General features: G+C 71.6%; 31 protein-coding genes. 13 read left to right on the plus strand and 18 right to left on the minus strand.

Going from position 1 to position 25,897, the window contains the following annotated elements; genetic code table 11:
• The first annotated feature begins 141 nt into the window (after positions 1 to 141).
• Entirely contained in the window at positions 142 to 375 is a 234-nt protein-coding gene (locus BAY60_RS01375; protein WP_112278998.1) for a hypothetical protein, read from the plus strand.
• On the opposite strand, the gene BAY60_RS01380 is transcribed toward BAY60_RS01375, so the two are convergent.
• The gene (locus tag BAY60_RS01380) at positions 353 to 973 is read right to left on the minus strand and encodes an HAD family hydrolase (protein ID WP_112278999.1); all 621 of its coding nucleotides are present in this window, start codon (positions 971 to 973) and stop codon (positions 353 to 355) included. The two genes, BAY60_RS01375 and BAY60_RS01380, sit on opposite strands and share 23 nt — an antisense overlap.
• Positions 974 to 1,046: 73 nt before the next feature.
• Between BAY60_RS01380 and BAY60_RS01385 the strand changes: the two genes are divergently transcribed.
• From BAY60_RS01385 to BAY60_RS01395, 3 genes are all read left to right on the plus strand, one after another.
• Positions 1,047 to 1,655 (plus strand): TetR/AcrR family transcriptional regulator, encoded by a 609-nt coding sequence (locus tag BAY60_RS01385; RefSeq protein ID WP_211330161.1) that lies wholly within the window; start codon positions 1,047 to 1,049, stop codon positions 1,653 to 1,655.
• Positions 1,656 to 1,671: 16 nt separating this feature from the next.
• Positions 1,672 to 2,640, plus strand: coding sequence for a R2-like ligand-binding oxidase (locus BAY60_RS01390; RefSeq protein ID WP_112279001.1), 969 nt, complete (start codon positions 1,672 to 1,674; stop codon positions 2,638 to 2,640).
• 143 nt (positions 2,641 to 2,783) lie between these two features.
• Complete coding sequence (locus tag BAY60_RS01395) at positions 2,784 to 3,815, plus strand: NAD-binding protein (protein WP_112279002.1); 1,032 nt, start codon at positions 2,784 to 2,786, stop codon at positions 3,813 to 3,815.
• Between the two features lie 93 nt (positions 3,816 to 3,908).
• On the opposite strand, the gene BAY60_RS01400 is transcribed toward BAY60_RS01395, so the two are convergent.
• Positions 3,909 to 5,561, minus strand: a complete 1,653-nt coding sequence (locus BAY60_RS01400; RefSeq protein ID WP_112279003.1) for an AMP-binding protein — start codon at positions 5,559 to 5,561, stop codon at positions 3,909 to 3,911.
• A 263-nt stretch (positions 5,562 to 5,824) separates the two neighbouring features.
• Here BAY60_RS01400 and BAY60_RS36685 point away from each other — a divergent pair, with 263 nt between their 5' ends.
• The 3 genes from BAY60_RS36685 to BAY60_RS01415 are packed head-to-tail and all read left to right on the plus strand — an operon-like array spanning position 5,825 to position 7,479.
• On the plus strand, positions 5,825 to 6,259 hold the full coding sequence (locus BAY60_RS36685) for a hypothetical protein (protein ID WP_146770964.1): 435 nt from the start codon (positions 5,825 to 5,827) through the stop codon (positions 6,257 to 6,259).
• A gap of 48 nt (positions 6,260 to 6,307) precedes the next feature.
• Positions 6,308 to 7,066 (plus strand): PhzF family phenazine biosynthesis protein, encoded by a 759-nt coding sequence (locus BAY60_RS01410; protein ID WP_112279005.1) that lies wholly within the window; start codon positions 6,308 to 6,310, stop codon positions 7,064 to 7,066.
• A 17-nt stretch (positions 7,067 to 7,083) separates the two neighbouring features.
• Positions 7,084 to 7,479: a YccF domain-containing protein gene (locus tag BAY60_RS01415; RefSeq protein WP_112279006.1), complete on the plus strand. Its 396-nt coding sequence runs from the start codon at positions 7,084 to 7,086 to the stop codon at positions 7,477 to 7,479.
• Between the two features lie 72 nt (positions 7,480 to 7,551).
• Here BAY60_RS01415 and BAY60_RS01420 read toward each other — a convergent pair whose 3' ends face one another.
• Positions 7,552 to 7,938 carry a winged helix-turn-helix transcriptional regulator gene (locus tag BAY60_RS01420; protein ID WP_112279007.1) on the minus strand — a complete coding sequence of 129 codons (387 nt, stop codon included), beginning with the start codon at positions 7,936 to 7,938 and terminating at the stop codon, positions 7,552 to 7,554.
• A 122-nt stretch (positions 7,939 to 8,060) separates the two neighbouring features.
• On the opposite strand from BAY60_RS01420, the gene BAY60_RS01425 reads away from it, so the two are divergent.
• On the plus strand, positions 8,061 to 8,909 hold the full coding sequence (locus BAY60_RS01425) for an SDR family oxidoreductase (protein WP_112279008.1): 849 nt from the start codon (positions 8,061 to 8,063) through the stop codon (positions 8,907 to 8,909).
• Between the two features lie 6 nt (positions 8,910 to 8,915).
• On the opposite strand, the gene BAY60_RS01430 is transcribed toward BAY60_RS01425, so the two are convergent.
• The 6 genes from BAY60_RS01430 to BAY60_RS01455 are packed head-to-tail and all read right to left on the minus strand — an operon-like array spanning position 8,916 to position 13,616.
• Positions 8,916 to 9,719, minus strand: coding sequence for a metallophosphoesterase (locus tag BAY60_RS01430; RefSeq protein ID WP_112279009.1), 804 nt, complete (start codon positions 9,717 to 9,719; stop codon positions 8,916 to 8,918).
• Positions 9,720 to 9,757: 38 nt separating this feature from the next.
• The gene (locus tag BAY60_RS01435; RefSeq protein WP_112280638.1) at positions 9,758 to 10,555 is read right to left on the minus strand and encodes an HAD-IIA family hydrolase; all 798 of its coding nucleotides are present in this window, start codon (positions 10,553 to 10,555) and stop codon (positions 9,758 to 9,760) included.
• Between the two features lie 5 nt (positions 10,556 to 10,560).
• Positions 10,561 to 11,667, minus strand: coding sequence for a sulfate/molybdate ABC transporter ATP-binding protein (locus BAY60_RS01440; RefSeq protein WP_112279010.1), 1,107 nt, complete (start codon positions 11,665 to 11,667; stop codon positions 10,561 to 10,563).
• On the minus strand, positions 11,664 to 12,479 hold the full coding sequence (locus BAY60_RS01445) for an ABC transporter permease (protein WP_112279011.1): 816 nt from the start codon (positions 12,477 to 12,479) through the stop codon (positions 11,664 to 11,666). Before BAY60_RS01445 ends, BAY60_RS01440 begins: the two co-directional genes overlap by 4 nt.
• Positions 12,466 to 13,215 carry a molybdate ABC transporter substrate-binding protein gene (gene modA, locus BAY60_RS01450; RefSeq protein WP_112279012.1) on the minus strand — a complete coding sequence of 250 codons (750 nt, stop codon included), beginning with the start codon at positions 13,213 to 13,215 and terminating at the stop codon, positions 12,466 to 12,468. The genes BAY60_RS01445 and modA overlap by 14 nt, the downstream gene beginning before the upstream one ends.
• Positions 13,212 to 13,616, minus strand: coding sequence for a TOBE domain-containing protein (locus BAY60_RS01455; RefSeq protein WP_112279013.1), 405 nt, complete (start codon positions 13,614 to 13,616; stop codon positions 13,212 to 13,214). The genes modA and BAY60_RS01455 overlap by 4 nt, the downstream gene beginning before the upstream one ends.
• A 105-nt stretch (positions 13,617 to 13,721) precedes the next feature.
• On the opposite strand from BAY60_RS01455, the gene moaA reads away from it, so the two are divergent.
• The 4 genes from moaA to BAY60_RS01475 all read left to right on the plus strand — a co-directional run bounded on the left by moaA (position 13,722) and on the right by BAY60_RS01475 (position 17,144).
• Positions 13,722 to 14,786 (plus strand): GTP 3',8-cyclase MoaA, encoded by a 1,065-nt coding sequence (gene moaA / locus BAY60_RS01460; RefSeq protein WP_112279014.1) that lies wholly within the window; start codon positions 13,722 to 13,724, stop codon positions 14,784 to 14,786.
• Between the two features lie 3 nt (positions 14,787 to 14,789).
• Complete coding sequence (locus BAY60_RS01465; protein WP_112279015.1) at positions 14,790 to 15,095, plus strand: MoaD/ThiS family protein; 306 nt, start codon at positions 14,790 to 14,792, stop codon at positions 15,093 to 15,095.
• A gap of 116 nt (positions 15,096 to 15,211) precedes the next feature.
• On the plus strand, positions 15,212 to 16,072 hold the full coding sequence (locus tag BAY60_RS01470; protein ID WP_112279016.1) for a phosphatidylinositol-specific phospholipase C/glycerophosphodiester phosphodiesterase family protein: 861 nt from the start codon (positions 15,212 to 15,214) through the stop codon (positions 16,070 to 16,072).
• A 427-nt stretch (positions 16,073 to 16,499) separates the two neighbouring features.
• Positions 16,500 to 17,144, plus strand: a complete 645-nt coding sequence (locus BAY60_RS01475) for a transglycosylase family protein (RefSeq protein ID WP_112279017.1) — start codon at positions 16,500 to 16,502, stop codon at positions 17,142 to 17,144.
• A gap of 172 nt (positions 17,145 to 17,316) precedes the next feature.
• Here BAY60_RS01475 and BAY60_RS01480 read toward each other — a convergent pair whose 3' ends face one another.
• The 4 genes from BAY60_RS01480 to BAY60_RS01495 form a co-directional block, all read right to left on the minus strand.
• Positions 17,317 to 18,273 (minus strand): molybdenum cofactor biosynthesis protein MoaE, encoded by a 957-nt coding sequence (locus tag BAY60_RS01480; protein ID WP_112279018.1) that lies wholly within the window; start codon positions 18,271 to 18,273, stop codon positions 17,317 to 17,319.
• Positions 18,270 to 18,740: a cyclic pyranopterin monophosphate synthase MoaC gene (moaC, locus tag BAY60_RS01485; RefSeq protein WP_281272712.1), complete on the minus strand. Its 471-nt coding sequence runs from the start codon at positions 18,738 to 18,740 to the stop codon at positions 18,270 to 18,272. Before moaC ends, BAY60_RS01480 begins: the two co-directional genes overlap by 4 nt.
• 89 nt (positions 18,741 to 18,829) lie before the next feature.
• Positions 18,830 to 20,230, minus strand: coding sequence for an NAD-dependent malic enzyme (locus tag BAY60_RS01490; protein WP_112279019.1), 1,401 nt, complete (start codon positions 20,228 to 20,230; stop codon positions 18,830 to 18,832).
• A gap of 98 nt (positions 20,231 to 20,328) precedes the next feature.
• Positions 20,329 to 20,520 (minus strand): hypothetical protein, encoded by a 192-nt coding sequence (locus BAY60_RS01495; RefSeq protein WP_112280640.1) that lies wholly within the window; start codon positions 20,518 to 20,520, stop codon positions 20,329 to 20,331.
• Between the two features lie 76 nt (positions 20,521 to 20,596).
• On the opposite strand from BAY60_RS01495, the gene BAY60_RS01500 reads away from it, so the two are divergent.
• On the plus strand, positions 20,597 to 22,837 hold the full coding sequence (locus BAY60_RS01500) for a helicase-associated domain-containing protein (RefSeq protein WP_112280641.1): 2,241 nt from the start codon (positions 20,597 to 20,599) through the stop codon (positions 22,835 to 22,837).
• Between the two features lie 38 nt (positions 22,838 to 22,875).
• Here the strand turns inward: BAY60_RS01500 and BAY60_RS01505 are convergent, their stop codons facing one another.
• The 5 genes from BAY60_RS01505 to BAY60_RS01525 form a co-directional block, all read right to left on the minus strand.
• Positions 22,876 to 23,478, minus strand: coding sequence for a DUF742 domain-containing protein (locus BAY60_RS01505; protein ID WP_112279020.1), 603 nt, complete (start codon positions 23,476 to 23,478; stop codon positions 22,876 to 22,878).
• A 4-nt stretch (positions 23,479 to 23,482) separates the two neighbouring features.
• Positions 23,483 to 23,902: a roadblock/LC7 domain-containing protein gene (locus tag BAY60_RS01510; protein WP_112279021.1), complete on the minus strand. Its 420-nt coding sequence runs from the start codon at positions 23,900 to 23,902 to the stop codon at positions 23,483 to 23,485.
• Between the two features lie 114 nt (positions 23,903 to 24,016).
• Positions 24,017 to 24,625 carry a GTP-binding protein gene (locus BAY60_RS01515; protein WP_112279022.1) on the minus strand — a complete coding sequence of 203 codons (609 nt, stop codon included), beginning with the start codon at positions 24,623 to 24,625 and terminating at the stop codon, positions 24,017 to 24,019.
• Positions 24,606 to 25,379 (minus strand): DUF742 domain-containing protein, encoded by a 774-nt coding sequence (locus BAY60_RS01520; protein ID WP_112279023.1) that lies wholly within the window; start codon positions 25,377 to 25,379, stop codon positions 24,606 to 24,608. The genes BAY60_RS01515 and BAY60_RS01520 overlap by 20 nt, the downstream gene beginning before the upstream one ends.
• 57 nt (positions 25,380 to 25,436) lie before the next feature.
• Positions 25,437 to 25,895: a roadblock/LC7 domain-containing protein gene (locus tag BAY60_RS01525; RefSeq protein WP_112279024.1), complete on the minus strand. Its 459-nt coding sequence runs from the start codon at positions 25,893 to 25,895 to the stop codon at positions 25,437 to 25,439.
• Between the last annotated feature and the right edge of the window lie 2 nt (positions 25,896 to 25,897).

The raw sequence follows: 25,897 nt of genomic DNA on the forward strand, positions 1-25,897 counted from the left end.
CTCTGCGGCAGCGAGCCCGGCGCCCCCACCGGCCTCGCACGACGAACGCGCCCCAGGTGCGTACCCAGGACGCGCGTCCATCAAGCGTATCTCGCCACACACGGTAGGGAGAAGCCGATTGCCCGCCTTAAGATGGGGCGCATGGAGAACGCCGTCCGCGACAAGTCCCCGGCCAGGGGCCGGACACCCGCGCTGATGCGCGTGGGCATCGCCTTGTTCGCCGTGGGCATGCTGGCGGTGGTGGCGGTGTTCGTGATGTTCGCCGCCGGGCTGTCCGACCTGCCGGTCTGGCTGTCGGTCGTCGCCGGGGTGGTGACCCCGCTGGGTCTGGGTCTCGGCCTGATCTCCCTGGTCAGGGAGCATCGCCGCGGCTGAACGCCGCGAGCCAGGCCGGGAACTCGGCCAGCGAGTCGAGCACCACGTGCGCGCCGGCCTCCACGAGCTGCTCTCGCGTGCACGGTCCGGTGACCACGCCCACCGCGTGCGCGTCCGCCGCGCGGGCGCCCTCCATGTCCCCGGTGTAGTCGCCGACGTAGACCACGGCCCCATGCTCCTTGAGCGCGGCCGCCTTCCCGGTGGCCCACAGGTCGCCGACGAGCGTGTCCACGGCGAAGTCGAGTGACTTCACGTGCAGCGCCGCGTTGGGCTCGTACTTGCCGGTGACCACGAGAATCGTCCCGCCCTCGTCGCGAACGGCGTCGAGGGCGGCCGCCGCTCCCGGCAGCGCGGTCGTGCGCGGAACGACGATGTCGGGGTAGATCTCGCGGAACCGGGCGACCAGCCCGGGGATGCGTTCCTCCGGTGTCTCGAACCCGCGGAGCACGTGATCGAGCGGCGGGCCGAGATGCGCGGCGAAGTACTCACCGTCGAGGGCGAAGCCGCTCTCCTCCGCCAGCTGCTCCATGGCCGCGATCATGCCGGGCCGCGGATCGATCAGCGTCATGTCCAGGTCGAAACCGATGCAGATCCCCACGCGCCCACGGTAACCGGCCGCCGTGGCTTGACAGCCATATGGCGGACGTCCAATGACTTGACACCAACTCCTCATGTGTCAAGCTGAGGACGTGGCGCAGATCACGAGCTTCACGGAACGGGCGCGGGCATCGCTGCGCGAGGAACTGCTGGACGCGGCCGCGGAGCTGCTTCCAGGTCAGGGCTACGCGCGGCTGCGCATGGCCGACGTCGCCGAGCGGGTCGGCGTCAGCAGGCAGACCGTCTACAACGAGTTCGGCAGCAAGTCCGCCCTCGTGCAGGCAGTCGCACTGCGTACGGCGGCGGAGTTCCTCGAGGGCGTGCAGCAGCGGCTGCACGCCGCCGACGACGTACTCGCCGGCATCCACGCCGCGACCGTGTACACCATCGAGCACGCCAGGGAGAACCGGCTGGTGGCCGCGGCACTCGGCACCGACGTCGGCGAGGACCTGCTGCCCCTGCTCACCACGCGCGGTGAGCCGATACTGCGGGCGGCCACCGAATCGGCCGAGAGCTACCTCGGCGAACGCGTGCCGGACCTGGCCGACCCGGCGTTCGCCGCCGAGACCATGGTGCGGCTCACCCTCAGCCATCTCGTGCTTCCGACCCACTCGCCGAGCGAGGCCGCGGACAGCGTCCGCGGGGTGCTCGCCGCGCTCATCCGCCGTCCACAACGTCCGTGACCAGAAGGAGAGAGCAATGACCGGCACCATGGCACAACCGCACCACCGGGAGGGCTTCCAGTCGTTGCGCCGGGGAGGGCTGAACTGGGACTCGTTCCCGCTGCGCCTGTTCGTCAAGGGCAACCGCAAGTTCTGGAACCCGGCCGACATCGACTTCGGCTCCGACCGCGCCGACTGGGAGTCGCTCAACGACGAGGAACGGCGCTCGGCGACGTATCTGTGCGCGCAGTTCATCGCGGGCGAGGAGGCCGTCACCGAGGACATCCAGCCGTTCATGAAGGCCATGGCCGCCGAGGGGCGGCTCGCCGACGAGATGTATCTGACCCAGTTCTGCTTCGAGGAGGCCAAGCACACCGAGGTCTTCCGCCGCTGGATGGACGCCGTCGGGCTGACCGAGGACCTGCACTCCTACGTGGCGGAGAACCCGCACTACCGCAAGCTGTTCTACGAGGAGCTGCCAGAGTCGCTGCATGTGCTCGAGCACGACCCGAGCCCGGCCAACCAGATCCGCGCGAGCGTCACCTACAACCACGTCATCGAGGGCAGCCTGGCGCTCACCGGGTACTACGCGTGGCAGAACGTGTGCACCTCCCGCGACATCCTTCCGGGCATGCAGGAACTGGTGCGCCGCATCGGCGACGACGAGCGCAGGCACATGGCGTGGGGCACGTTCACCTGCCGCAGGCACGTCGCCGCCGACGACTCGCTGTGGGACGTCGTGCAGCAGCGCATGGGTGAGCTGCTGCCGCACGCGCTCGGCATGATCGAGTGGGTCAACGACCAGTTCGACGAGATGCCCTTCGGCATCGACAACCAGGAGTTCGTGCAGTACGCGGCCGACCGTGCGCAGCGCAGGCTGGGCGCCATCGAGTCGGCGCGGGGCGCGAACGTCGCCGACATCGACCTCGACTACTCCCCCGAGCAACTGGAGGAGACCTTCGGCAAGGAGGACGAGAAGGCTTTCGCCGCGAGCAGGCCGGCCTGACCACCGCTTCGCGCGGACGGTCCCGGCGCCGCCGTCGGGACCGTCCGCCCAGGACGGTCGGCCGCTCCGCCGGGACCTCACCACGCTGACATCCGAGATGTCCGGTTAGGGTGATCGCAGGCCGCCTACCCGGGGAGGACGCGTTGCCCTACTTCCTCTCCCGGCTGCTGGCTCGCGTCGCGGTGCTGAGCAGCTGGGTGACGCCGGTCGTGGTGATCGTGTTCGTCTTCGTCACCAGCTGGCCGCTCATGACGCTCGCCGAGCCCGACGGCAGCGAGCTGGTTCAGCCGGCCAACTACTGGTGGTACTTCGTCGTGACGGCGGCGACGGTCGGCTACGGCGATTACTTCCCGGAGTCGGCGGCGGGCCACGTCGTGGGCGCGTACGTGATCATCGGCGGCATCGTCACCCTCACCACGGTGTTCACCAAGATGGCTTCGGTTCTGGAGCAGGCGAAAGGACGGCGAATGCAGGGTTCCGGCACGGTGGACGCGTCCGGTCACATCGTCCTCATCGGCTACACCCCGGACCGCACGGAACGCATCGTCGGCGAGCTGCTCGGCACGAGCGGCGAACGCGTGGTGCTGTGCGCGTGGAACGAGACGCCGAACCATCCGATGCCGGAGGAGCCGGTCGACTTCGTGCGGGGCGAGCTCACCGACGACGACGTGCTGCGGCGCGCGGGAGTGCACCGCGCCAAGGCCGTCCTCGTGGACGCGAGGGACGACAACGAGGCGCTCGCCGTGACGATCGCCGCCGACCATGTCGCCCCGGAAACGCACACCGTGGTGGCGCTGCGGGACATGGCGCGGGCGTCGCTGCTCGGCTACCTCGGCGACCACGTCCACTGTGTCCAGTGGCACACGCCGCGCATGATCACCGAGGAGCTGCAGTCGCCGGGCATCACGGAGGTCTACGCGGAGCTGATGACGCACGGCGGCGCGAACACCTACTCGGTGACGCTGCCGGAGTCGCTCGGCCCGGTGCTGGTCGACAGCTGCCGCGTGGCCCTCGGCAGGCAGCACGGCGCGACGATGCTCGCCGTGCGTGCCGACGGGCAGCTCATCGTCAACCCGGACTGGCAGTCGGAACTGCCACCCGGCGCGGTCCTGTACTACATCAGCTCCCAGCCACTGAGCACCGAGCAGATCACCGCAGCCCTTCGCGCCGGCTGAAAGCTCCCCAATGCGGCATTCGCTCCACTGGATGGAGCGAATGCCGCATTAGCTCCACTGGATGGAACAAATGTGGCATTGGGGAGCTTGGGGCTAGGCGTGGCGCTGGGCTGCCGTGTCGCCGAGGCCCAGCAGGTCGATGGACTTCTCGCGCATCTCCACCTTGCGGATCTTGCCGGTGACGGTCATGGGGAACTCGTCCACCACGTGCACGTAACGCGGGATCTTGTAGTGGGCGAGCTTGCCGGTGCAGAACTCCCTCAGCGACTCGGCCGTGAGCGGCTCGGCGCCCTCGCGCATCCGCACCCACACCATGAGCTCCTCGCCGTACTTCGCGTCGGGCACGCCGACCACCTGGGCGTCGAGGATGTCGGGGTGAGTGTAGAGGAACTCCTCGATCTCCCTCGGGTAGATGTTCTCGCCGCCGCGGATCACCATGTCCTTGATCCGCCCTGTGATGTTGACGTAGCCCTCGTCGTCCATCACCGCGAGGTCGCCCGTGTGCATCCAGCGGGCGGCGTCGATGGCCTCGGCCGTCTTGTCGGGCTGCTCCCAGTAGCCGAGCATCACCGAGTACCCACGCGTGCACAGCTCGCCCGGCGTGCCACGCGGCACGGTGAGCCCGGTCTCCGGGTCGACGACCTTGATCTCCAGGTGCGGGCCGACCCGGCCGACCGTCGACACGCGGCGCTCGATCGAGTCGTCGGCGCGGGTCTGCGTGGACACCGGCGAGGTCTCCGTCATGCCGTAGCAGATCGCCACCTCGCTCATGCCCATCCGCTCGATCACCTGCTTCATCACCTCGACCGGGCACGGCGAGCCCGCCATGATGCCCGTGCGCAGCGAGGAAAGGTCGAAGGAGCCGAAGGACGGCTCGGCCAGCTCGGCGATGAACATCGTCGGGACGCCGTACAGCGACGTGCAGCGCTCGGCCTGCACCGCCTCCAGCGTGGCCTTGGGTTCGAACGACGGCGCCGGGATCACCATGCACGCGCCGTGGCTCGTCGCCGCGAGGTTGCCCATGACCATGCCGAAACAGTGGTAGAAGGGCACCGGGATGCAGATGCGGTCGGCCTCGGTGTAGCCGCACAGCTCACCGACGAAGAACCCGTTGTTGAGGATGTTGTGGTGCGACAGCGTCGCGCCCTTGGGAAAGCCCGTGGTGCCCGACGTGTACTGGATGTTGATCGGGTCGTCGGGGCTGAGCCCGATCTCGCGCAGCCTGCCCGCGTCGCCGCCGCGACCGCGCTCCAGCAGGCTCGTCCAGTCCTCGCCGCCGATCAGCACCACGTGCGCCAGCGCCTGGCAACGCGGGCGCACCTCGTCGATCATGCCCGCGTAGTCGGACGTCTTGAACTTCGGCGCCGCGATCAGCAGCGTGATCCCCGCCTGGTTGAGCACGTACTCCAGCTCGTGGGAGCGGTAGGCGGGGTTGATGTTGACCAGGACCGCGCCGATCTTCGCGGTCGCGTACTGCGTGAGCGTCCATTCCGGACAGTTGGGCGCCCAGATCCCGACCCGGTCGCCCTTGCCGATGCCGAGCTCCAGCAGGCCGAGCGCCAGCGCGTCCACCTCGGCCGCGAGTTCCCGGTACGTCCAGCGCAGGCCCCGGCCGTGGTCGACGAGGGCGTCCCGGTCGCCGAACGCAGCGACCGTGCGATCGAAGTTGTCACCGATCGTGTCCCCGAGCAGCGGGGTGTGCGAGATGCCGGACGAGTAGCTGGGAACAGCGGGCGTCGCTGCCATGTGGGCCCTCCTCGGCGTCGGCGGTGACGGCTCACCCGAGTCTAGAAACGCCGTCCACCCGCCGACATCTGCACATGGAGGGGGCAGGCCCCTCGCGAGCACCACGAACGCGCGGCGGTGACCCGATCGGGTGATAGGTTGACCCAGCGCGCCAGGTGCCGCCCAGGCGTGGCCGCTCACCGACGGAAAGGCCGACGACGACCATGCGCTCCTGGCCGGGCAGGCGAACACGGTGGATCTCACTCGCGATCCTGGCGGCCGTCGTGCCCGCGACCGCCCTGGCGATCACCCTGCTGCCCGCGGCCGAGGCGCCGCCGGAGGGACCCGAGCCCGCCGCTCCCACGGTGTCCAGCGCCTCGTCGTCCCGGCCCGCCACGACGTCGCGCCCGAAACCCCGGGCCACGACCACACCGCCGCCCAGCGCGCCTCCGGAGGTCCGTTCCACGGAGCAGGCCGCCGTTGCCGGACCGGCCGCGCCCGCGGGCGGCTCGGACGGCGGGCCCGGCGGGGACTGGCGTGCCGACCACGTCGACAGCATCGCGATGGTCCCGCAGCCGAGGCCTCCCGCCACGCCGTACATCGCGCCCGGCGTCGAGGCCGACATCTCCGAGGCGGACAACGATCCCGGCATCGATCTCGGCACGCTGGCGCCGGAACCGGAGGCCCCGTACACGCCCTCGGCGGTGCGGGGCCCGTAGCTGCGCCGGCACACGCGCACAGGGCTGCGAAGCCAGTAGGCTCGGCCCGTGAGGCTGTTCGTCGTCGACGCGTTCACCGATTCGGCCTTCCGGGGCAATCCCGCGGGTGTCGTGCTGCTCGACACCCCGGCGGAGGCGGCGTGGATGCAGGCCGTGGCCGCCGAGCTCAGGCATTCCGAAACGGCGTTCGTGGTGACGGCCGAGGAGCCGAAACCGCTGCGCTGGTTCACTCCGGAGACCGAGGTGGACCTGTGCGGCCACGCGACGCTCGCCGCCGCCCACGTACTGGGCGGCGAGCAGGCGTTCGGCACGCGTTCGGGGGTGCTGCACTGCCGGGCCGAGGACGGCCGGGTCGCGATGGACTTCCCCGCCGACCCGCCCACGCCCGTGGCCGAGGACGTGGCCGCCGCGCTGCCGGGTGCCACGGTCGAGCATGTGTTGCGCGGCGGAACGGACCTGCTCGCCGTGCTGCGGGACGGCGGCGAGGTCCGCGCCCTGCGCCCCGACCTCGACGCCGTCGCCGGGCTCGGCGCGCGCTGCCTGATCGTCACCGCACCCGGCGACCGGGCCGGGATCGACGTGGTCAGCCGCGTGTTCGCGCCCGCGGTGGGCATCCCCGAGGACCCGGTGACCGGCTCGGCACACTGCACGCTGGCCCCCTACTGGGCGCGCAGGCTCGGCCGCGACGCACTGACCGCCGAACAGGCCTCGGCCAGGGGTGGCATCGTGCACCTGCGGCTGGACGGCGAGCGCGTCACCCTCTCCGGCGGCGCGGTGACCGTCGTGGACGGCACACTGCGCGTCTGAGCCGGGACAATGGAGCCATGAGACCGCTGCTGAACGTCCTCTGGCTGGTGCTGTCGGGTTTCTGGCTGGCGCTCGGCTACCTGCTCGCGGGGATCGTCTGCTGCATCCTGATCATCACGATCCCGTTCGGCATCGCCTCGTTCCGCATCGCGAACTACGCGCTGTGGCCGTTCGGGCGCACGCTCACCGACCGGCGCGACGCCGGGGCGCCCTCGCTGGTCGGCAACGTCCTGTGGATCGTCTTCGCGGGCTGGTGGCTCGCGCTCGCGCATCTCGTGACGGGTGCGCTGCTGTGCATCACGATCATCGGCATCCCGCTGGGTCTCGGGAACTTCAAGCTGGTGCCGGTGGCGCTGGTGCCGCTCGGCCGCGAGATCGTGCCCGTGCCCGACCACCAGCGCAGCGACATCTGACCACGCGCCGCGCCCAAGGTCACCGTGGGCACCTGGGGTGTACCCACGGTGACCTTGGGCTCGCCGGCGGGGCTAGGCGTGGGCGGCCCTGGCCTCGTCGTAGGCCTGCCTGGCTGCCAGGACGTCCGGCAGCCGTGCCTCGACGAACTCGATGAGGTCGGCGAGCTTGTCGGCGGTCTCCTCGCCGAGCGGGGTGAGGCTGTACTCGACCTTCGGCGGAATCGTCGGCTCCGCCCTGCGGTGCACGAACCCGTCGCGTTCCAGCGTCTGCAACGTCTGCGCCAGCATCTTCTCGCTGACGCCGTCGACCCGGCGGCGCAGGGCGTTGAACCGGAACGTGCCCTCACGCAGGGCGGCGAGCGCGAGGATGGCCCAGCGCCCGGCCACGTGCTCCAGCACAGGACGCGAGGCGCAGTCACGGGCGAACACGTCCGGAACCAGCTGGTCGAGCTCATCCATACCCCTCACGGTACCTCGCGCACAGCACCGTGCGGTGTGACTGTACTAACTCCTGGTTGGCACTTTCGAAAAGTTAGTACAGGATCCAAGGGTAGTTTCCGACCGCGAAGGAGTGAACGAACATGATCGTCGTAACGGGTGCGAACGGCGGGCTCGGCAGGCTCGTCGTCGAGGGGCTGAAGAGCGTGCTGCCCGCGGACCGGATCGTGGCCGCCGTGCGCACCCCGGAGAAGGCCGCCGACCTGGGCGTGCCGGTCCGGGAGGCCGACTACGACCGGCCGGAGACGCTGGCGGCCGCGTTCGCCGGCGCCGAGAAGGTGCTGCTGATCTCGGGCAGCGAGGTGGGCAGGCGCGTGCCCCAGCACACGGCCGCGATCCAGGCCGCCGCACAGGCCGGGGCCCGGCACCTGGTGTACACGAGCGCACCGAAGGCCGACACGACCTCGCTCGTCCTCGCGCCCGAGCACAAGACCACCGAGGAGGCCATCCGCGCCTCCGGGCTGCCGTTCACGATCCTGCGCAACAACTGGTACACCGAGAACTACGCGCAGGGCATCGCCCAGGCCGCGCAGACCGGCAGCTACGTCGGCAGCGCCGGCGACGGCCGGGTCGCGAGCGCCACCAGGGCCGACTACGCCGCGGGCGCGGTGGCCGTGCTCACCGGCGAGGGTCACGAGGGCAGGACCTACGAGCTGTCCGGCGACGTGGCCTGGAGCTACGCCGACCTGGCCGCCGAGATCTCCGCCGCCACCGGCACGGAGGTCCGCTACCGCGACGTGAGCCCGGAGGAGCACAAGGCCATCCTCGACGCCGCGGGGCTGCCGGAGCAGGCCGTCGAGACCATCGTCGCGCTGGACCGCAACACCGCCGAGGGTACGCTCGCCGGGACGACCGGCGAGCTGCGGGACCTCATCGGCCGCCCGACCACCCCGCTCGGCGACACGGTCCGCACCGTCGTCAAGGACGCCTGAGCGCGGTCAGTCCTCGGGCTCCCAGGGCAGCGGGACCACCAGGCAGGGGCCACCGACGAAGAGACCGCCGTCGATGCCGAGCGCCTTGCCGCCCGCGTAGAGGTACGGCGCCTCGATCTGCGAAGGCTGGATGCCCAGCTGATCGGCGATGACGCTGTGCCCGTGCACCACGCACTCGCCACCGAGGTGCTCCAGCAGGATGTCGGCCGCGGCCTGCCCGTGCGGGCCCCGGAACGCATACCGCGTGGTCATCCGGCGCCACACGTCCCACCACTGCTCAAGGTCGTGGCCCTCGAGCACCTCGCGCACGGCGGTGTTGATCTCCTCGACCGTCTCGCCCCACTCGAGATACTCGAGGGTGTCCGAATGCAGCAACAGGTGATCGGCGGCGACGGCGGCCACCGGCCGTGACGTCAGCCACTCGACGTGCTCGTCGGTGAGGTCGTCCTGGTCGGCGAGCTGCCCGCCGTTGATCTCCCAGCTGCGCGCGAAGCTGCGCGGACCGAAGTCCGACGGCACCGGAGTGTCGCCGAAGTGGTACATGCCCAGTAGCAGGATCTCGTGGTTGCCGAGCAGGCTCTCCACGGCGCCGCCGTCCTCCGGTGCCTGCCGTTGCAGCTTGCGGACGAGGTCGATGGCGGCCACGCCCTGCGGTCCGCGGTCCACGAAGTCGCCGAGGAACCACAGGTGTGCCGAGCCGCCCGACCAGTCGTCGGCGGCGTCGACAAGGCCGTGCTCACGCAGAGCCTCGGCCAGCTCGTCGCGGTGACCGTGCACGTCACCGACGACGAACGTAGGGTCCTCCTTCACCCCTGCGACGATAGGCCCCGCGCCGGGCGCGCCCGTGATCAGGCCGCCCCGAACGGGTCCTTCGTGCGCCCCACGAGGTCGGCGATGGAGTCCACCACCAGGGTCGGCCGGAACGGGTAGCGCTCGGCGGACTCCCGGGTGGAGATGCCGGACAGGACCAGGACCGTCTGCAGCCCCGCCTCGATCCCCGAGTGCACGTCGGTGTCCATCCGGTCGCCGATCATCAGCGTGTGCTCGGAATGCGCACCCAGCGCCCGCAGCGCCGAGCGCATCATCAGCGGGTTCGGCTTGCCCACGTAGTACGGCGAGCGCCCGGTGGCGCGCTCGATCAGCGCGGCGATCGACCCGGTGGCGGGCAGCACGCCCTCCCTGCTCGGACCGGTGGGGTCGGGGTTGGTGGCGATGAACCGCGCGCCTGCCTCGATCAGCCGGATCGCCCTCGTGATGGCGGTGAAGCTGTAGGTGCGGGTCTCGCCGAGCACGACGTAGTCCGGGTCGGTGTCGGTGAGCACGTAGCCCGCCTCGTGCAACGCGGTGGTCAGCCCGGCCTCGCCGATGACGAACGCCGAGCCGCCCGGCCGCTGGTCGTGCAGGAACTTCGCGGTGGCCAGCGCCGACGTCCAGATCGACTCCTCGGGCACGTCGAGGCCGGTGCGCAGCAGCCGTGCCCGCAGGTCGCGGGGCGTGTAGATCGAGTTGTTGGTCAGCACGAGGAAGCGGGCGCCGTTCGCACGCAACTCGGCAAGGAACTCGTCCGCGCCGGGTATGAGGTGCTGCTCGTGCACCAGCACACCGTCCATGTCGGTCAGGTAGTTCCACCGCTGGTCATCGCTCATGGTCCTCACCCTATTTCGTCACCGACCGGATGGATGGCCACCGCGGCGGCCTTGACCGACAGCCACACCGGCGTGCCCGGCTCCAGCGCCAGCTCGGCCACCGCGGCGGGGGTCAGGTCGGCGGCCACCCCGTCGGCCCAGTCGTCACCGTCCTCGGTGCGCAGCCGCACCACGGGTCCGTGCGGCTCCAGCGCCGCGACCACACCCGTCGCCGAGTTGCGCGGGCTGCCAGCGGGTGCGGCGTCCCCCGGGTACACCGCCACCGAACCGGGGGAGAACACGGCGACGGCGGGCCCGCCGTCGACCACGTCGGGCGCGGGAACGCCGCTGACCACCCCGCCCGAGGCCGTCCGCAGCGCGCCGCCCTCGGCCGTGCCCGTGACCAGGTTGAGCCCGGCGATGCGAGCGGTGAACGCGGTGCGGGGCGCGGCGAGCACGTCCCTGGTGACGCCGCGCTCGACGATCCCGCCGTCGGCGAGGACCACGACGTGGTCGGCGAGGGCCAGCGCGTCGAGCGGGTCGTGGGTGACCAGCACGGTCGCCCTCGCCGAACGGGCACCGGCGGCTCGCAGCACCCTGCGCAGCAGGCCCCGGATGGCGGGTGCGGCGTCGACGTCCAGCGCGGCGAGCGGCTCGTCGAGCAACAGCAGCTCCGGTTCGCCCGCGAGCGCGCGGGCCAGTGCCACGCGTTGCGCCTGGCCACCGGAGAGCTGCGCGGGCCTGCGCTCGGCGAACTCGGCGGCATCCACTTCGGACAGCCAGTGCCGGGCAAGCTCGCGCGAGCGGCTCCGCGACGTGCCACGTGAGCGCGGCGCGAACGCCACGTTGTCCAGCACGGACAGGTGCGGAAACAGCAGCGGGTCCTGGGCAAGCAGGCCGACACCGCGCCGGTGCGGCGGGACGTCGACCCGGGGTGTGCGAGTGAGTGCGCGCCCACCGAGCGTCACGGCCCCCCGGTCCGGCCGCAGCAGGCCGGCCAGGCAGCCGAGCACGGTGGACTTGCCGGAGCCGTTGGGCCCCAGCAGCGCCAGCACCGTCCCCGCGGGCACGTCGAAGGTCGTGGACAGGGCGAACTCGCCCCGGCTCAGCTCCAGCTCGGCACGCAGGGTCACGTCCGCCCCTCCACTGCCTTCGGCCGGGCCACGGCGATGACGACCACGGCGACGACGATGAGCAGGAGTGCGAGCGCCACCGCGCTGTCCACGTCGGCCTCGGCCTGGTTGTAGACCTCCAGCGGCAGAGTGCGGGTGACGCCCTCCAGGCTGCCCGCGAACGTGATGGTCGCCCCGAACTCGCCCAGGGCCCGCGCGAAGCTGAGCACCGCTCCCGATCCGAGCGCGGGCAGCAGCAGCGGCAGCGTGACCCTGCGGAACACCGTCCACGGGCGTGCCCCGAGGGTCGCGGCCACCTGCTCGTAGCGGTCGCCTGCGCCGCGCAGCGCGCCCTCGAGGCTGACGACGAGAAACGGCATCGCGACGAACGTCTGCGCAAGCACCACGGCCGCCGTGGTGAAGGTGATCCGCACGTCGGCGACCTCGGCGAGCAGCCTGCCGAGAAAGCCGTTGCTGCCGAACAGGAAGAGCAGGGCCAGGCCGCCGACCACCGGCGGGAGCACCAGCGGCAGCAGCACCACCGCCCGCAGCACCCGCACTCCCCGGCCCGTCGCCCTGGCGAGCACCACCGCCAGCGGCACGCCGAGCAGCACACACGCCACTGTGGACGCACCGGCGGTGACGAGCGAGAGCCGCAGCGCGTTCAGCGACGCGCTGGAGGTGAGCAGCGCGGGCAGGCGCGCGTAGTCGGTGCGCACCAGCAGCCCGGCCACGGGCAGCACCACGAGCGCCAGCGCCAGCCCGGCCGGGATCCACAGCACCCACGCCTGGCCGACCGCGCGGCGCCGGCAGGCCAGGTCACCGCGTGCCAAAGCCCGCCTTGCGCAGTTCGGCCTTGCCCGTCTCGCTGAACACGAGGTCACGGAACGCCCCCGCGAGATCCGGCTGCCCGGTCTCGGCGAGCACGGCGATCGGGTAGCGGTTGATCGCGCCCGACGACCGGGCGAACTCGATGCCCTCGACCTTGCCGGCGGCGGAGACCACGTCGCTGTGGTAGACCATGCCCGCGTCGGCCTCGCCCATCGCGACCTTGTTGAGCACCGCCTTGACGTCCTGCTCCTCGCTCACCGGGTTCAGCACGACGCCGGTGTTCTGCTGCAGCTTCTGCGTGGCGGCACCGCACGGCACCTGCGGCGCGCACACGACGACGGTCAGGTCGGGCCGCTGCAGGTCGGTGAAGTAGTTGATGTTCTTGGGGTTGCCCGGCTGCACCGCGATGGTCATGCGGTTGTACGCGAAGATCATCGGGTCGCCGGTCAGGGCGCCGGTCTGCCGGACGATGCCCATGCTCGCCTCGTCGGCCGCGGCGAACACGTCGGCGGGTGCGCCCTCGTTGATCTGCTGAGCCAGCCGTGAGGAGCCCGCGAGGTTCAGCTGCACGTCGACGCCGGGATGGTCGTCCTCGAAACGCTGCTCCAGCGCCCCGAACACCTCGGTGAGCGACGCCGCCGCGAACACCCGCAGCGTGCGCTCTCCCTCACCGGACGACGTGCCGCACGCCGACGCCGTGAGCACGGCGGCCAGCGCAAGCGCGAGCACCTTCTTCACCTGCTACCTCCCGGGGTTTCCACAATGACCTGTGTGGCCTTGACGACGGCCACCGCCAGCACGCCGGGACGCAGCCCGAGCTCGTGCACGGCCTCGGTGCTCATCAGCGATACCACGCGGTGCGGACCGCACTGCAGCTCCACCTTCGCCATGACGGCGTCGGTGACGACGTCGGTGACCAGCCCGACGAACCGGTTGCGCGCCGAGCGGCCGACCTCCGAGGGGTCCGGCGACTCCTCGGCCTGCCTGCGGGCGAACGCGGCGAGCTCGGCGCCGTCGACCACCTTGCGTCCCGCGGCGTCCTCGCCCGCCGCCAGCTGGCCGGCCCTGACCCAGCGGCGCACGGTGTCGTCACTGACGCCCAGCAGCCGGGCCGCCTCCGAAAACCGAAACTGCGGCATGGTGAGGACATTATCGCCGCAACTGCGGAAAGGCCATCCATCGAGCCGATCTTTGTCCGTTTCGACGCTCACAGGTGAGCCGGTTCCCGCACTAGTCTGGAGAAGATGACAGCGGTAGATCTCGGCACCCCGCGGGTGCCCGGCGCTCGCGACACGCCCAGTGCGCCGCGCCCGGACAATCCTGCCCTCATCGACACCTTCGGCCGGGTGGCCACCGACCTGAGGGTCTCGCTGACGGACAAGTGCAACCTGCGCTGTACGTACTGTATGCCCGCCGAGGGACTCGACTGGATGCCGGGCGAGCAGGTGCTCACCGACGACGAACTGGTCCGGCTCCTGCGCATCGCCGTCGAACTGCTCGGGGTCACCGACATCCGGCTGACCGGCGGGGAGCCGTTGCTGCGCCCCGGACTGGAGAACCTGGTGGCGCGCATGGCGCAGCTGCGGCCGAGGCCCCGGCTGTCGATGACCACCAACGGCATCGGCTTCGCCAAGCGGGCCGCCGCGTTCGCCGAGGCGGGGCTCGACCGGATCAACGTGTCACTGGACTCGGTGGACCGGCGGACGTTCGAGCGGATCACCCGGCGCGACCGGCTGCGCCACGTGCTCGACGCCCTCGCGGCGGCCAAGGACGCGGGCCTGGAGCCCGTGAAGATCAACGCGGTGCTGATCAGGGGCGTCAACGAGCACGAGGCGACGGCGTTGCTGCGGTTCGCGCTCGACAACGGCTACCACCTGCGGTTCATCGAGCAGATGCCGCTCGATGCCCAGCACGGCTGGAACCGCGCGGAGATGATCACCGCCGACGAGATCCTCGACCTGCTCGGCACGGAGTTCACGCTGACGCCGAGCCCCGCGAAGCGCGGTGGCGCACCCGCCGAGCGCTGGCTGGTCGACGGCGGCCCCGGCGAGGTGGGCGTCATCGGGTCGGTGACGCGGCCGTTCTGTGCCGCGTGCGAGCGCACCCGGCTCACCGCCGACGGCGCGATCCGCTCGTGCCTGTTCAGCACCGAGGAGACCGATCTGCGCGCCCTGCTGCGCGGCGGCGGCAGCGACGAGGACATCGCGAACACCTGGCGGGCGACCATGTGGGGCAAGCTCGCGGGCCACGAGATCAACGAGGCCGGCTTCGCACAGCCGATCCGGCCGATGAGCGCGATCGGAGGCTGAGCATTGGGCTCGGTGTCACCGGGACCGGTGTCGGTCACCCAGGGCCAGGAACACGAGACCACCGTGCTCGTGCGCTACTTCGCGTCGGCGCGCGCGGCGAGTGGCGTGGACGAGGAAGTGCTGCGGCTGCCCGCCGGCGCGACGGTGGCCGACGCGGTGGAGCGGCTGCGCGAGCTGCATCCGGACGAGCTTCCCCGCATTCTGGACGCCGCGAGTTTCCTGCTGGACGGCATCGCCGTGCGCGATGTCACGCGGCAACTGCCCGACGGAGGCGAGCTCGACGTGCTCCCGCCGTTCGCGGGCGGCTGAACTTCTCCCGCGGGTATTGGCATCCGAAACGGACAAGAGTGATTTTCGTTCGTTGTTGACCGCCTGGCGGGCAGCTGTTCACCTGGTGGCCCCTCACCACGCCGACGCTGGCCGCCATGCTGCTCTCCCGCCGCGTTGTGGCCACCCTGATCGCGATCCTGACTCTCGTCGGCCTGGTCACCGCCCCGGCCTCGGCCCACGGCCGCCTCGAGGGCACGCTCCAGCCACTCGCGCGCGCCCACGCCCACAACGACTATGAGCACCCACGCCCGCTGCATGACGCGCTCGCCGAGGGCTTCACGAGCGTCGAGGCCGACATCCACCTCGTGGACGGCGAACTGCTCGTCGGGCACGACCCGGAGGACCTCACCCCCGGGCGCACGCTGCAGGCGCTGTACCTGGAGCCGCTGCGGCAGCGCGTGCTGGCCAACCACGGCCACGTCTACCCCCGCCGGACCGCCTTCCAGCTGCTCGTGGACATCAAGAGCGACGCGGAGAGCACGTACGCGGCGCTGGACGGGCTGCTGCGCATGCCGAGGTACTCGTTCCTGTTCAGCGGCTACGCGCGGGGCAAGGTGAAGCAGCGCGCCGTCACGGTGGTGCTGTCGGGCAACCGGCCGAGGGCCGTGCTGGCCGCCCAGCGGTACCGGCTGGCGTTCTACGACGGCCGCATCGTCGACACCAGCGACCTTGGCCCCGGCTCGGACGCACGGCTGACGCCGCTCGTGTCGGACAACTGGACCCGGTTGTTCACCTGGACCGGCGAAGGGCCCTTCCCGGCCGGGGAGCGAGCCCGCCTGCGCGAGATCGTGCGGGCCGCTCACGCGGCCGGTCAGCGGGTCCGCTTCTGGGCGACGCCGGACACCCCCGGCCCGGCCCGCACGGCGCTCTGGAAGGCTCTCGTCGAGGCGGACGTGGACCACATCAACACCGACGACCTGTCGGGTCTCGCGGGCTTTCTCCGCGCGACGCGGTAGCGCAAAGTGGTCGTCACGAACGGAGCAGAAGCGCCAAAACCACGTGACACAGGCCTCACTTACGGTGAAATATCTCGAGTAGGAAACGGCCGGGTAACGGCTCGCTGACCAGCGAAAACTGCGAAATCGTTCGAGGTTGCGTGCTGTTACTGTGATCTAGGTCACGGTCGCAATAATTTCCGATCACGCTCGTCGTTACGTACCGTCGCTTCTCGGTTGGCCCCGACCGACCAGAGCAAGACCGGGATCCCGTTGCGCCGAGCCCAGTCCGGCGGGATCCCGACCCGAACCCCGAGCGAAAGAACTTCCGGACTGGGACGAGAGGGAACGGAGCCTGACGGCGAAGGGAGCCGGCTTGCAGAGCCGGCCAGGTCCTTGCGGCCTGCCTCGCTGCACGGAGGCGCGGAAGAACGAGACCGAGTCGAAAATGGCTTATCGAGGCAAGCACCGTAAGACCTCCGCTGCGTCCCGTCACCTGGCTCGCGTGGCTGTCGCGGGCCTGGCGGTGGGTGCCCCGCTGTCGATCGCTGCGACCCCCGCGCAGGCCGACAGCGTCAACTGGGACGCCATTGCCCAGTGCGAGAGCGGCGGCAACTGGAGCATCAACACCGGTAACGGCTACTACGGCGGCCTGCAGTTCTCCCAGAGCACCTGGGAGGCCTACGGCGGCTCCGGCAACCCGGCCAACGCCTCCCGCGAGCAGCAGATCGCCGTGGCCGAGCGCGTCCTGGACGGCCAGGGCATCGGCGCGTGGCCGGTGTGCGGCGCCCAGGCCGGTTCGTCCGGCAGCTACTCGGGCTACAACACCGGTGGCTCCGCCGAGACCAGCAGCTCCGCCGAGGAGACCAGCTCGGCGTCCTCCTACGAGGCTCCCGCCCCGGCTCCGGTCGTGACCGGTGTGGCCAAGTCGAACCCGAAGGGCGACTACACCGTCAAGTCCGGCGACACCCTCTCCAAGATCGCCAAGGAGAAGGGCGTCAAGGGCGGCTACACCAAGCTGGTGGAGCTGAACAAGGGCTTCATCTCGAACCCCGACTACATCGTGGTGGGCCAGAAGCTCGCCACCAAGTGACGCGAGTGACCCTGTCCCGAAGGGTCACGTCCCTCAACGGCGCGGGCGCCGGCTGAACGGCCGGCGCAGAAGACCCCACCGTGTCCCCCGGACGGTGGGGTCTTCGCCGTTGAGGAGCCCGCACGCGGGCAGCCGGAGCGGCACCGCGGCCGCTGCCGGTCACGCAGGCTGGTCAGGGCGAGTTGACCCACTCGTCGGTGCCGTCGGCGAAGTGCTGGTGCTTCCAGACCGGCAGCCGGGCCTTGATCTCGTCCACCAGCTCCGCACACGCGGCGAACGCCTCGGCACGGTGGTCGGCCGCCACGGCACAGGCGAGCGCCACATCCCCGATCTCGAGCGCGCCGAGCCGGTGGCTCACCGCCACCGCGCGCAGTCCTGCCCGGTGCGCCGCGACCTCGGCCACCACCCGGGCGAGCACGTCCCCTGCCGTCGGGTGGCCCTCGTAGTACAGCGACGTCACCGAGCGCCCGTCATCGTGGTCGCGCACCACGCCCCCGAACGTCACCACGGCGCCCGCTCCGGCGTCGCGGACCAGCCGGGCGTGTTCCTCGACGGAAAGGGCCGTCTCCGTCACCTGGGCCAGCGCAACCCTCGCCGGTGTGCTGCTCGCGGCGTCCTGCGGCTCCTCGGCGTGCTGTGGCTGCCCGCCGTGCCGGGGATGGTCACCGCCCGCCAGCTGGTCGACGGCGTGGTCCAGCACGTCCGCGAGCACGTCGAGGCCATCGTTGACGCCGCCGCGCGAACCGGGCAGGTTGACCACCAGCGTGCCGCCCGCGACCCCGGCGATCCCCCGCGAGAGCATCGCCGTGGGCACCGTGTCCTGCCCCGCGGCACGCACGGCGTCGGCCAGCCCCGGCAGTTCGAAGTCCAGCAGCGGCCGCGTGGCCTCCGGCGTGCGGTCCGTCGGGGAGATCCCCGTGCCGCCCGTGGTGATGACGACGTCGACGTCCTCGGCGAGGCAGTCGCGCAGCGCCTGTGCCACCGGCTCGCCGTCGCTGACCACGAGGGGCTCCGGCACGTCGTAGGAGCGCTCGGTGAGCCACTTGGCGATGACCGGGCCCGTCTGGTCGGCGTACACGCCCGCGGCGGCCCGGTTGGACGCCACGATCACCCTGGCCGTGCGTGTCATGCGTTCTCCTCCCGGCGCCAGCGACCCGTCTTGCCGCCGTCCTTGGCCTCCAGCCGGACACCGTCGAGCGTGGCGGCCGGGTCCACCGCCTTGATCATGTCGTGCAGGGTGAGCCCGGCGACCGCCACGGCCGTCAGCGCCTCCATCTCGACGCCCGTGCGGTCGCTGGTGCGCGCGGTGGCCTCGATGCGCACGCTGTCGGAGCCCAGTTCGAATCCGACGTCCACCTTGGTCAGCGCGATCTGGTGGCACAGCGGGATCAGCTCCGAGGTGCGCTTGGCGCCCATCACCCCGGCGATCCGCGCGGTGGCCAGCGCGTCGCCCTTCGGCAGGCCGTTGGCCGACAGCAGCCCGATGACCTCCCCGGTGGTGCGCAGCGTGCCGGTGGCCACGGCCGTGCGTGCCGTGACGTCCTTGGCGGAGACGTCGACCATGCGGGCCGCACCCGATTCGTCGACGTGGCTCAGTGCCGTCGTCGTCTGAGAAGGCGCGACACGGTCGTTCGGGTGGGCGGTCGCTGCCCGCGCGTCGCCGCCGCTCTCGGCTGTGTTGTCGCTCACGCCGTCGAGGCTACTTCTTCCCTGCGTGCGGCGGCTCGGACGGCCTCGGCGACGGCGGGAGCCACCGCCGCGTCGAAGACGCTCGGCACGATGAACGAGGCGTTGAGCCGGTCGTCCACCACGTCGGCGATGGCGTTGGCCGCCGCAAGCAGCATCTCGTCGTCGATGTGGTGGGCGTGCGCGTCGAGCAGGCCACGGAACACGCCGGGGAAGGCGAGCACGTTGTTGATCTGGTTCGGGTAGTCGCTGCGCCCGGTGGCGACCACCGCCGCGTGCTGCTGGGCCTCGAGCGGATCGATCTCCGGGTCCGGGTTGGCCAGCGCGAAGACGACGGCGTCGTCGGCCATCGTGGCGACCTGCTCGGCGCCGAAGAGGTTGGGCGCGGAGACGCCGATGAAGACGTCCGCGCCGACGAGCGCGTCGTGCAGCGTGCCGGTGGCCTTGTCCCTGTTGGTGTGCTCGGCCACCCAGCGCAGGTTGTCGTCCATGTCCTCGCGGCCGGGGTGGACCACGCCGTCGATGTCGACCGCCACGATGTCGCCGGGCGACTTGCGCAGCAGCAGGCGGATGATGGCCGAGCCCGCCGCTCCGACACCGCTGACCACGATCTTGCAGTTCTCGATGGGCTTGCGTACCACTCGCAGCGCGTTGCGCAGCGCGGCGACCACGACGATCGCCGTGCCGTGCTGGTCGTCGTGGAAGACGGGGATGTCCAGCTGTTCCCGCAGCCGCGCCTCGATCTCGAAGCACCGAGGCGCGGCGATGTCCTCCAGGTTGATGCCCGCGTAGACGGGCGCGAGTGCCCGCACCGTGCGGATGATCTCCTCGGTGTCCTGCGTGTCCAGGCACACGGGCCACGCGTCGACGCCCGCGAACTTCTTGAACAGCGCCGCCTTGCCCTCCATCACCGGCAGCGCGGCCGCCGGGCCGATGTTGCCCAGCCCCAGCACCGCCGACCCGTCGGTGACCACGGCGACCGTGTTGCGTTTGATGGTCAGCCTGCGCGCGTCCTCGGGGTTGGCCGCGATGGCCTGGCACACCCGCGCGACGCCCGGCGTGTAGGCGCGGGAGAGGTCGTCGCGGTTGCGGAGGTTGACCTTGGGGGACACCTCCAGCTTGCCGCCGAGGTGCATCAGGAAGGTGCGGTCGGACACCTTGCGCACGTGCACGCCGGGCAGCGAGTCGAGCTCGCTCGTGATGTCCTCGGCGTGATCGGCGGACAGCACGTTGGCGGTGATGTCCACCACGATGGCGTCCGCGTGCGACTCGACCACGTCGAACGCGGTGAGCACGCCGCCCACCCGGCCGACGGCGGTGGTGAGATCACCGGCCGCGCTCGCCGACGGCGGCGCCTCGAGCCGCACGGTGATCGAGTAACCGGGACCGGGAACGGGCATCTGGACTACCCCCGCATCGAGATCAGCTGGATACGGGTCGAACACTAGCCCCGTGACGAGGGCCACCCACGACCAGGATTGGAACTGGCCGGTAACCCCTACGGGTTCTTGTTGATCTCCGTCTCGGGGTGCTCGTAGGGCACGGTCTCGAGCGGGAACGTCACGTCGCCGAACGGAGACAGGGCTCCCTGCCGATCCGCCGCCAGCTCCGAGACGGGATGCTCACCTGCGGGCACCTCGGGCCAGTTCGGGTCGATCCGGTTGCGCTTCCGCTTGTCGGCCTTCGCCACGTCGTCCTCCACAACTGCAGACCATGGGTGCGTACAGTCTGCCGGATGCCCGGAAGCGCCGGATATCGTGGTCACGATGGCCGCCACCTCTCTCGCGGACTGGCTGCGCTCGGCTTCCGACGACCTGCTGACGGAGCTGCTGCGCGCCCGGCGTGACCTCGCCACCCCTCCGCCCGCCGACTCCGGCGTGCTCGCCACCAGGGCGGGCACGGCGGGCTCGATCGCACGGGCCTGCGAGAACCTCGACACCGCCACCCTCGCCGTCCTGGAGGCGCTGCTGGTGGCAGGCGCCGACACCGAGCCGGTCGGCAGGCAGCGCATCGCGGGCCTGCTGGGTGCCGACCTGCCCGAGCAGCTCGACCGCCTGCGCGGCCTCGCGCTGGCCTGGGGCGAGGACGACGCGCTGAGCGTCGCGCCCGGCGCCCGCGAGGTGTTCGGGCCCTATCCGGCCGGGCTCGGCGCCCCCGCGCCCGGGCTGGACGAGAAGGACCTCGATGCGGCGCTGGCCGAGGCAGGCGAGGACGAGCGGGCGCTGCTGGGCACGCTGGCCGCGGGCCCGCCGATCGGGCGCACCCGCGACGCCGCGGCCGCCGTGACCCTGGCCTCGGCAAGCACGCCGGTGCAGAGGCTGCTCGCACGCGGGCTGCTGCTGCGCAGGGACGACCAGACGGTCGAGCTGCCGCAGCAGCTGGGCCTCGCGTTGCGCGGCGGCCACGTGCACCCGCCGGAGCACCTGAGCGAGCCCGAGCTGCCCACCAACCCGCACCAGCAGTCCACCGTGGACGCCACGGCCGCCGGCGAGGCCATGGAGTTCCTGCGCCGGCTGGAGGCGCTGCTGCGACTGTGGTCGGCGCAGCCGTCGCCGGTGCTGAAGTCGGGCGGGCTCGGCGTGCGCGAGGTGCGCCGCCTCGGCCGCGAACTGGACGCCGACGACACCCGCGTGACGCTGCTCGCCGAACTGGCGTTCGGGGCCGGGCTGGTCGCGGCGAGCGAGGACAGCTCACCGGAGTGGGTGCCGACGACGCTGACCGACTCGTGGCTGTCGTCACCGCCGAGCGGGCGCTGGCTGGTGGTCGCCCAGTCCTGGCTCGACCTGCCGCGCCTGCCCGGGCTGGCGGGTCAGAAGGACGTCAGGGACCGCACGCTCGCGCCGCTGTCGGAGGACCTGCGCCGCCCACTCGCGCCCGCGGCCCGCCGCAGGGTCCTGGACACGCTCGCCGAGCTGCCGTCCGGTGCCGGGGTCAAGGGCGTCGAGGAGCTGGTGCGGCTGCTGGCGTGGCGCGCGCCCCGGCGCGGCGGCAGGCTGCGCGACGACATGGTGCGCTGGGCCATGGCGGAGGCGTCGGCGATCGGCGTCGTGGCCCTGGGTGCGCTGACGTCGGCGTCGGGCGCGCTGCTCGGCGACGACCCGCACGGCGCGGCCAGCGCGATGGCCGAGGCGATGCCGCAGCCGGTCGACCAGGTACTGGTGCAGGCCGACCTCACGGTCGTGGCGCCCGGGCCGCTCGAACCCGAACTCGCCGCCGACGTGGAGGCGGTGGCCGACGTGGAGTCGGCCGGGCACGCCACCGTCTACCGGGTGACCGAGGCGTCGGTACGCCGTGCGCTCGACACCGGGCGGACGGCCGGCGAGTTGCAGGAGCTGTTCCGCAGCCGGTCGGCGACGCCCGTTCCGCAAGCGCTGGAGTACCTGATCGACGACGTGGCACGCAGGCACGGGCGGCTGCGCGGCGGGGTCGCGGCGGCGTTCCTGCGCTGTGACGACGAGGTGCTGGTGGCCGAGGTGCTCGGCAACCAGGTGGCGCGGGAGTTCGAGCTGCGCCGGATCGCGCCGACCGTGCTCGTGAGCCCCTACCCGCTGGCCGAGCTGCTGGACGGTCTGCGTGCCGCGGGGTTCGCCCCGGCCGCCGAGGGACCCGACGGGCGGATCATGGACCTGCGGCCGAGCGGGCGCCGCATCCCCGCTCGCAGACCACCGGCCAGGGCGGCGACCGGCGGGCTGCCCGCGATCAGCGCCGAGCAGCTGCGCGCCGTGCTCACGCACGTGCGGGCGGGCGACCGCGCGGCGACCACCCGCCGCGGCACGACGGTGCGGCTGCCCGCGGGCGGCGGCGCCGACACCTCGGCGACCCTGGCGCTGCTGTCGCAGGCCACCCGCGAGCAGCGCGAGGTCTGGATCGGCTTCGTCGACGCCCACGGCACCGCCAGCCAGCGTGTGGTGACCCCGGTGCGCGTCGGCGGCGGCATCCTGGAGAGCTCCGACAACGAGCGCTACCCGCTGCACCGCATCACGTCGGCCGCCCTCGTGGAGGACTAGCTCGGCGCGGCATGGCGACGCGGGTGGCCAACACACGGTCAGAGGGCGCGCAGACCCTCCAGGATCCGGTCCATGAAGTCGCGGGAGGAGCGGTCGGAGACCACGAAACCGGGCCGGTGGATCTCCACGGCGCCGGCCTCGGCGAGGTCGCCGACGATCACCTTCACCACCCCGAGCGGCAGCCGCACGTAGGCGGCGATCTCGGCGATGGAGCGCACGTCGGCACACAGGTCGCAGATGAACCGCTGGTCGGTGGTGTCGGCACCGACGTAACGGCGGCCGAGCACGGTGGTCGACACCAGCGACTCCAGGTTGAGGTCCTGGCCGGGCCTGGTCCTGCCGCCGGTGCGCGCGTAGGGCCGGACCAGCGACCGGTACGCGAGGCGCGGCGCGGGGGCCCGCTCGGCCGGCGGCGGGGCCGCGTGCCTCGGCGCCCGCGGCGGCGAGGGCGGCGACGGTGATGGCGGTGGCGGCGAGGGCCGCGCGGACGGCGGCGCCTCGGCGGGGCGGGCCCGCGGTGGTTGCCGCACCGAGGCCGGTTTCCTGCGGGTGAGCGCCGTCAGGCTGCTGAGGTCGAATCGGTCGGGCGCGTCGAAGGCCTCGCGGCCCGTGCCCTGGTTCAGGGCCTCCCACGCATCCACGGCGTCACCCGCGCACGCCGCCCTGGAGCTGCGCGCGCAGCTCCGGGGTCAGCTGCTGCCCGACGCGGTCCACCAGCAGCGTCATCTCGTACGCCACGGTGCCGATGTCGGAGTTGGGTGCGGCCAGCACGGCCAGGCAGGACCCGTCGCTGATGGACATGAGGAACAGGTAGCCGCGCTCCATCTCGACGACCGTCTGGTTGACCTCACCCGCCTCGAAGCAGCGCGCGGCGCCCAGTGTCAGCGAGATGAGCCCGGAGGCCACCGCGGAGAGCTGCTCGGCCCGTTCCCTCGGCAGCCCTTCCGATCCGGCGAGGAGCAGCCCGTCGGCCGAGACGACGACAGCGTGGGCGGCACCCGGCACCCTGCGCACGAAGTCGGTGATGAGCCACCCGAAACTCCCCTGCTGGGCCGAAGCCGTCACTGTCCCTCCTCGCCTGCACCCGCCCGTCTCAGCGGTCAGACTATTAGCCTGGTCAAACCGCTTCGAGGCAAGTCCCCCGTCCGCGTGCCCGGTTCACGCCCGCGGCGCAGGGAGTCAGCCGGCCTGTAGCGCGGTGTCGTGCTGGATCGCGTGCTGGACGACCGAGATGAGCACCTGCTTGGCCGACTCCCTGTCCCGCGCGTCGCACGCCATGATCGGCACGGACGGCGAGATGGTCAGCGCGTGGCGCACGTCCTCGATCTGGTGGTGCAGCAGCCGGTCGAAGCAGTTGATCGCCACGATGTAGGGCAGCTTGCGGTTCTCGAAGAAGTCGATCGAGGGGAACGCGTCGGCGAGCCGCCGCGTGTCCACGAGCACCACGGCACCGATCGCGCCGTAGGCGAGGTCGTCCCACATGAACCAGAACCGGTGCTGGCCCGGCGTGCCGAACACGTACAGGACCAGGTCGGAGTCGAGCGAGATCCGGCCGAAGTCCATCGCGACCGTGGTGGTCATCTTGTTCGGCGTCTTCGAAAGGTCGTCGACCGACACGCTCGCCTCGGTCATCGACGCCTCCGTCGTCAGCGGCGCGATCTCGGAGACCGCGCCCACCAGAGTCGTCTTTCCGACCCCGAACCCGCCCGCGACCACGATCTTCGCCGACTGGGTGGGTCCAGCGGCCACCGACGTGTTCGCGTCGGAGTCAAATTCTCCGAAGCCCACTGAGAACCCTTTCCATGAACTCGATACTGGGCCGGTCTCCCACCATGGAGGTCGCGGAGTGCACAAGCACGAGTCCGAGACCGGCGACGTCACCAACGAGAACGCGGACCACGCCCAGCGGAAGGCGCAGGTGCGCGGCGACCTCCGCGACCGAGCGGGTGTCCAGGCACAGCCCGCAGATGGACCGGTGTTCCGGCACCCGGACCCGGTCGAGCATCCTGCCCCGCTCGCTTGTCGAGACCAATGCCTCGAGCGCCAGGTCGTAGTCCGGTTTGGTCCTGCCCTTGGTGCGGAAGTAGGGCCGGACGAGCCCCGAGGTCTCCGAGGGGCCCTCCGGTTCGACGTTGGCCTGCCGGGGCAGCGGCGACGGCACGAGGTCCTGCGAGGGCGGCCCGCCGCCGAGGGACGACGGCCCGCCGTCGAGCGAGCGCTCGGCGAACGCGGTGAACGCCGCCGACTCGTCGGGCTCGGACAGCCCGCCGCCACCCATGCCGTACAGCTCGGAGCCCGGCCCGCTCATCAGCCGCTGCCGGTAGTCGTTGACGTCGAAGTCGGCGGGTCCCTGTGCACCCTCCTCCAGCGAACGCAGCCATTCGCCGGTGTCGAGCGTCTGGTCGCCGCCCGGCCGACGCGGGCGCCAGTCCCGGTCGTCCCGGTCGTGGTAGGCCTTGTCGTTGTCCGACTCGCTCGGCCAGCGACCGGCCAGGCGGTCTCTGTCGAGCCGTCGGTCACCTCGCCAGTGCCCCGAATCCACGGCGGTCTCCTCAGTGCTCGGTCAGCGGACGGATGCCGGGTTGCCCGGCCGGTCGGGTCACCGCCGGTTCGCGCCCTGCAGCTGGGCGCGGAGCTCCGGCGTCATCTGCTGGCCGACGCGGTCGACCAGCAACGTCATCTCGTACACGACCAGCCCGATGTCGCTGTCGGGGGAGCCGAGCACGGCAAGGCAGGAGCCGTCCGACACCGACATGAGGAACAGGAACCCGTTGGCCATCTCCACGACGGTCTGCGCCACCGCACCGCCCTCGAACACCTGCGCGGCGCCGCGGGCGAGGCTGGTCAGCCCCGACGCCACGGCCGCGAGCTGGTCGGCCCGGTCCTTCGGCAGCCCACGGGACGCCGCGAGCAGCAGACCGTCGGCAGAGACGACGACGGCGTGCGCGGCCCCGGGAACCCGGTGCACGAAGTCCGTGATCAGCCAGGCGAAACTCCCCTTCTGGCCGGAGTTTCCCTGCTTAGGCGCACCCGGCTGCGCTGAACCCGCCCGTGTCAACT

Source organism: Prauserella muralis, assembly GCF_003202285.1.
Lineage (GTDB): Bacteria > Actinomycetota > Actinomycetes > Mycobacteriales > Pseudonocardiaceae > Prauserella_B > Prauserella_B muralis.

Coding starts and splice junctions, on each gene's coding strand:
- BAY60_RS01385 (WP_211330161.1), top strand. CDS start 1,047: ATGTGTCAAGCTGAGGACGTGGCGCAGATCACGAGCTTCACGGAACGG.
- moaA (WP_112279014.1), top strand. CDS start 13,722: ATGACAGCGGTAGATCTCGGCACCCCGCGGGTGCCCGGCGCTCGCGAC.
- BAY60_RS01390 (WP_112279001.1), top strand. CDS start 1,672: ATGACCGGCACCATGGCACAACCGCACCACCGGGAGGGCTTCCAGTCG.
- BAY60_RS01420 (WP_112279007.1), bottom strand. CDS start 7,938: ATGGATGAGCTCGACCAGCTGGTTCCGGACGTGTTCGCCCGTGACTGC.
- BAY60_RS01490 (WP_112279019.1), bottom strand. CDS start 20,230: ATGCCCGTTCCCGGTCCCGGTTACTCGATCACCGTGCGGCTCGAGGCG.
- BAY60_RS01375 (WP_112278998.1), top strand. CDS start 142: ATGGAGAACGCCGTCCGCGACAAGTCCCCGGCCAGGGGCCGGACACCC.
- BAY60_RS01475 (WP_112279017.1), top strand. CDS start 16,500: ATGGCTTATCGAGGCAAGCACCGTAAGACCTCCGCTGCGTCCCGTCAC.
- BAY60_RS01470 (WP_112279016.1), top strand. CDS start 15,212: ATGCTGCTCTCCCGCCGCGTTGTGGCCACCCTGATCGCGATCCTGACT.
- BAY60_RS01435 (WP_112280638.1), bottom strand. CDS start 10,555: ATGAGCGATGACCAGCGGTGGAACTACCTGACCGACATGGACGGTGTG.
- BAY60_RS01480 (WP_112279018.1), bottom strand. CDS start 18,273: ATGACACGCACGGCCAGGGTGATCGTGGCGTCCAACCGGGCCGCCGCG.
- BAY60_RS01455 (WP_112279013.1), bottom strand. CDS start 13,616: ATGCCGCAGTTTCGGTTTTCGGAGGCGGCCCGGCTGCTGGGCGTCAGT.
- BAY60_RS01500 (WP_112280641.1), top strand. CDS start 20,597: ATGGCCGCCACCTCTCTCGCGGACTGGCTGCGCTCGGCTTCCGACGAC.
- BAY60_RS01400 (WP_112279003.1), bottom strand. CDS start 5,561: ATGGCAGCGACGCCCGCTGTTCCCAGCTACTCGTCCGGCATCTCGCAC.
- BAY60_RS01425 (WP_112279008.1), top strand. CDS start 8,061: ATGATCGTCGTAACGGGTGCGAACGGCGGGCTCGGCAGGCTCGTCGTC.
- BAY60_RS01415 (WP_112279006.1), top strand. CDS start 7,084: ATGAGACCGCTGCTGAACGTCCTCTGGCTGGTGCTGTCGGGTTTCTGG.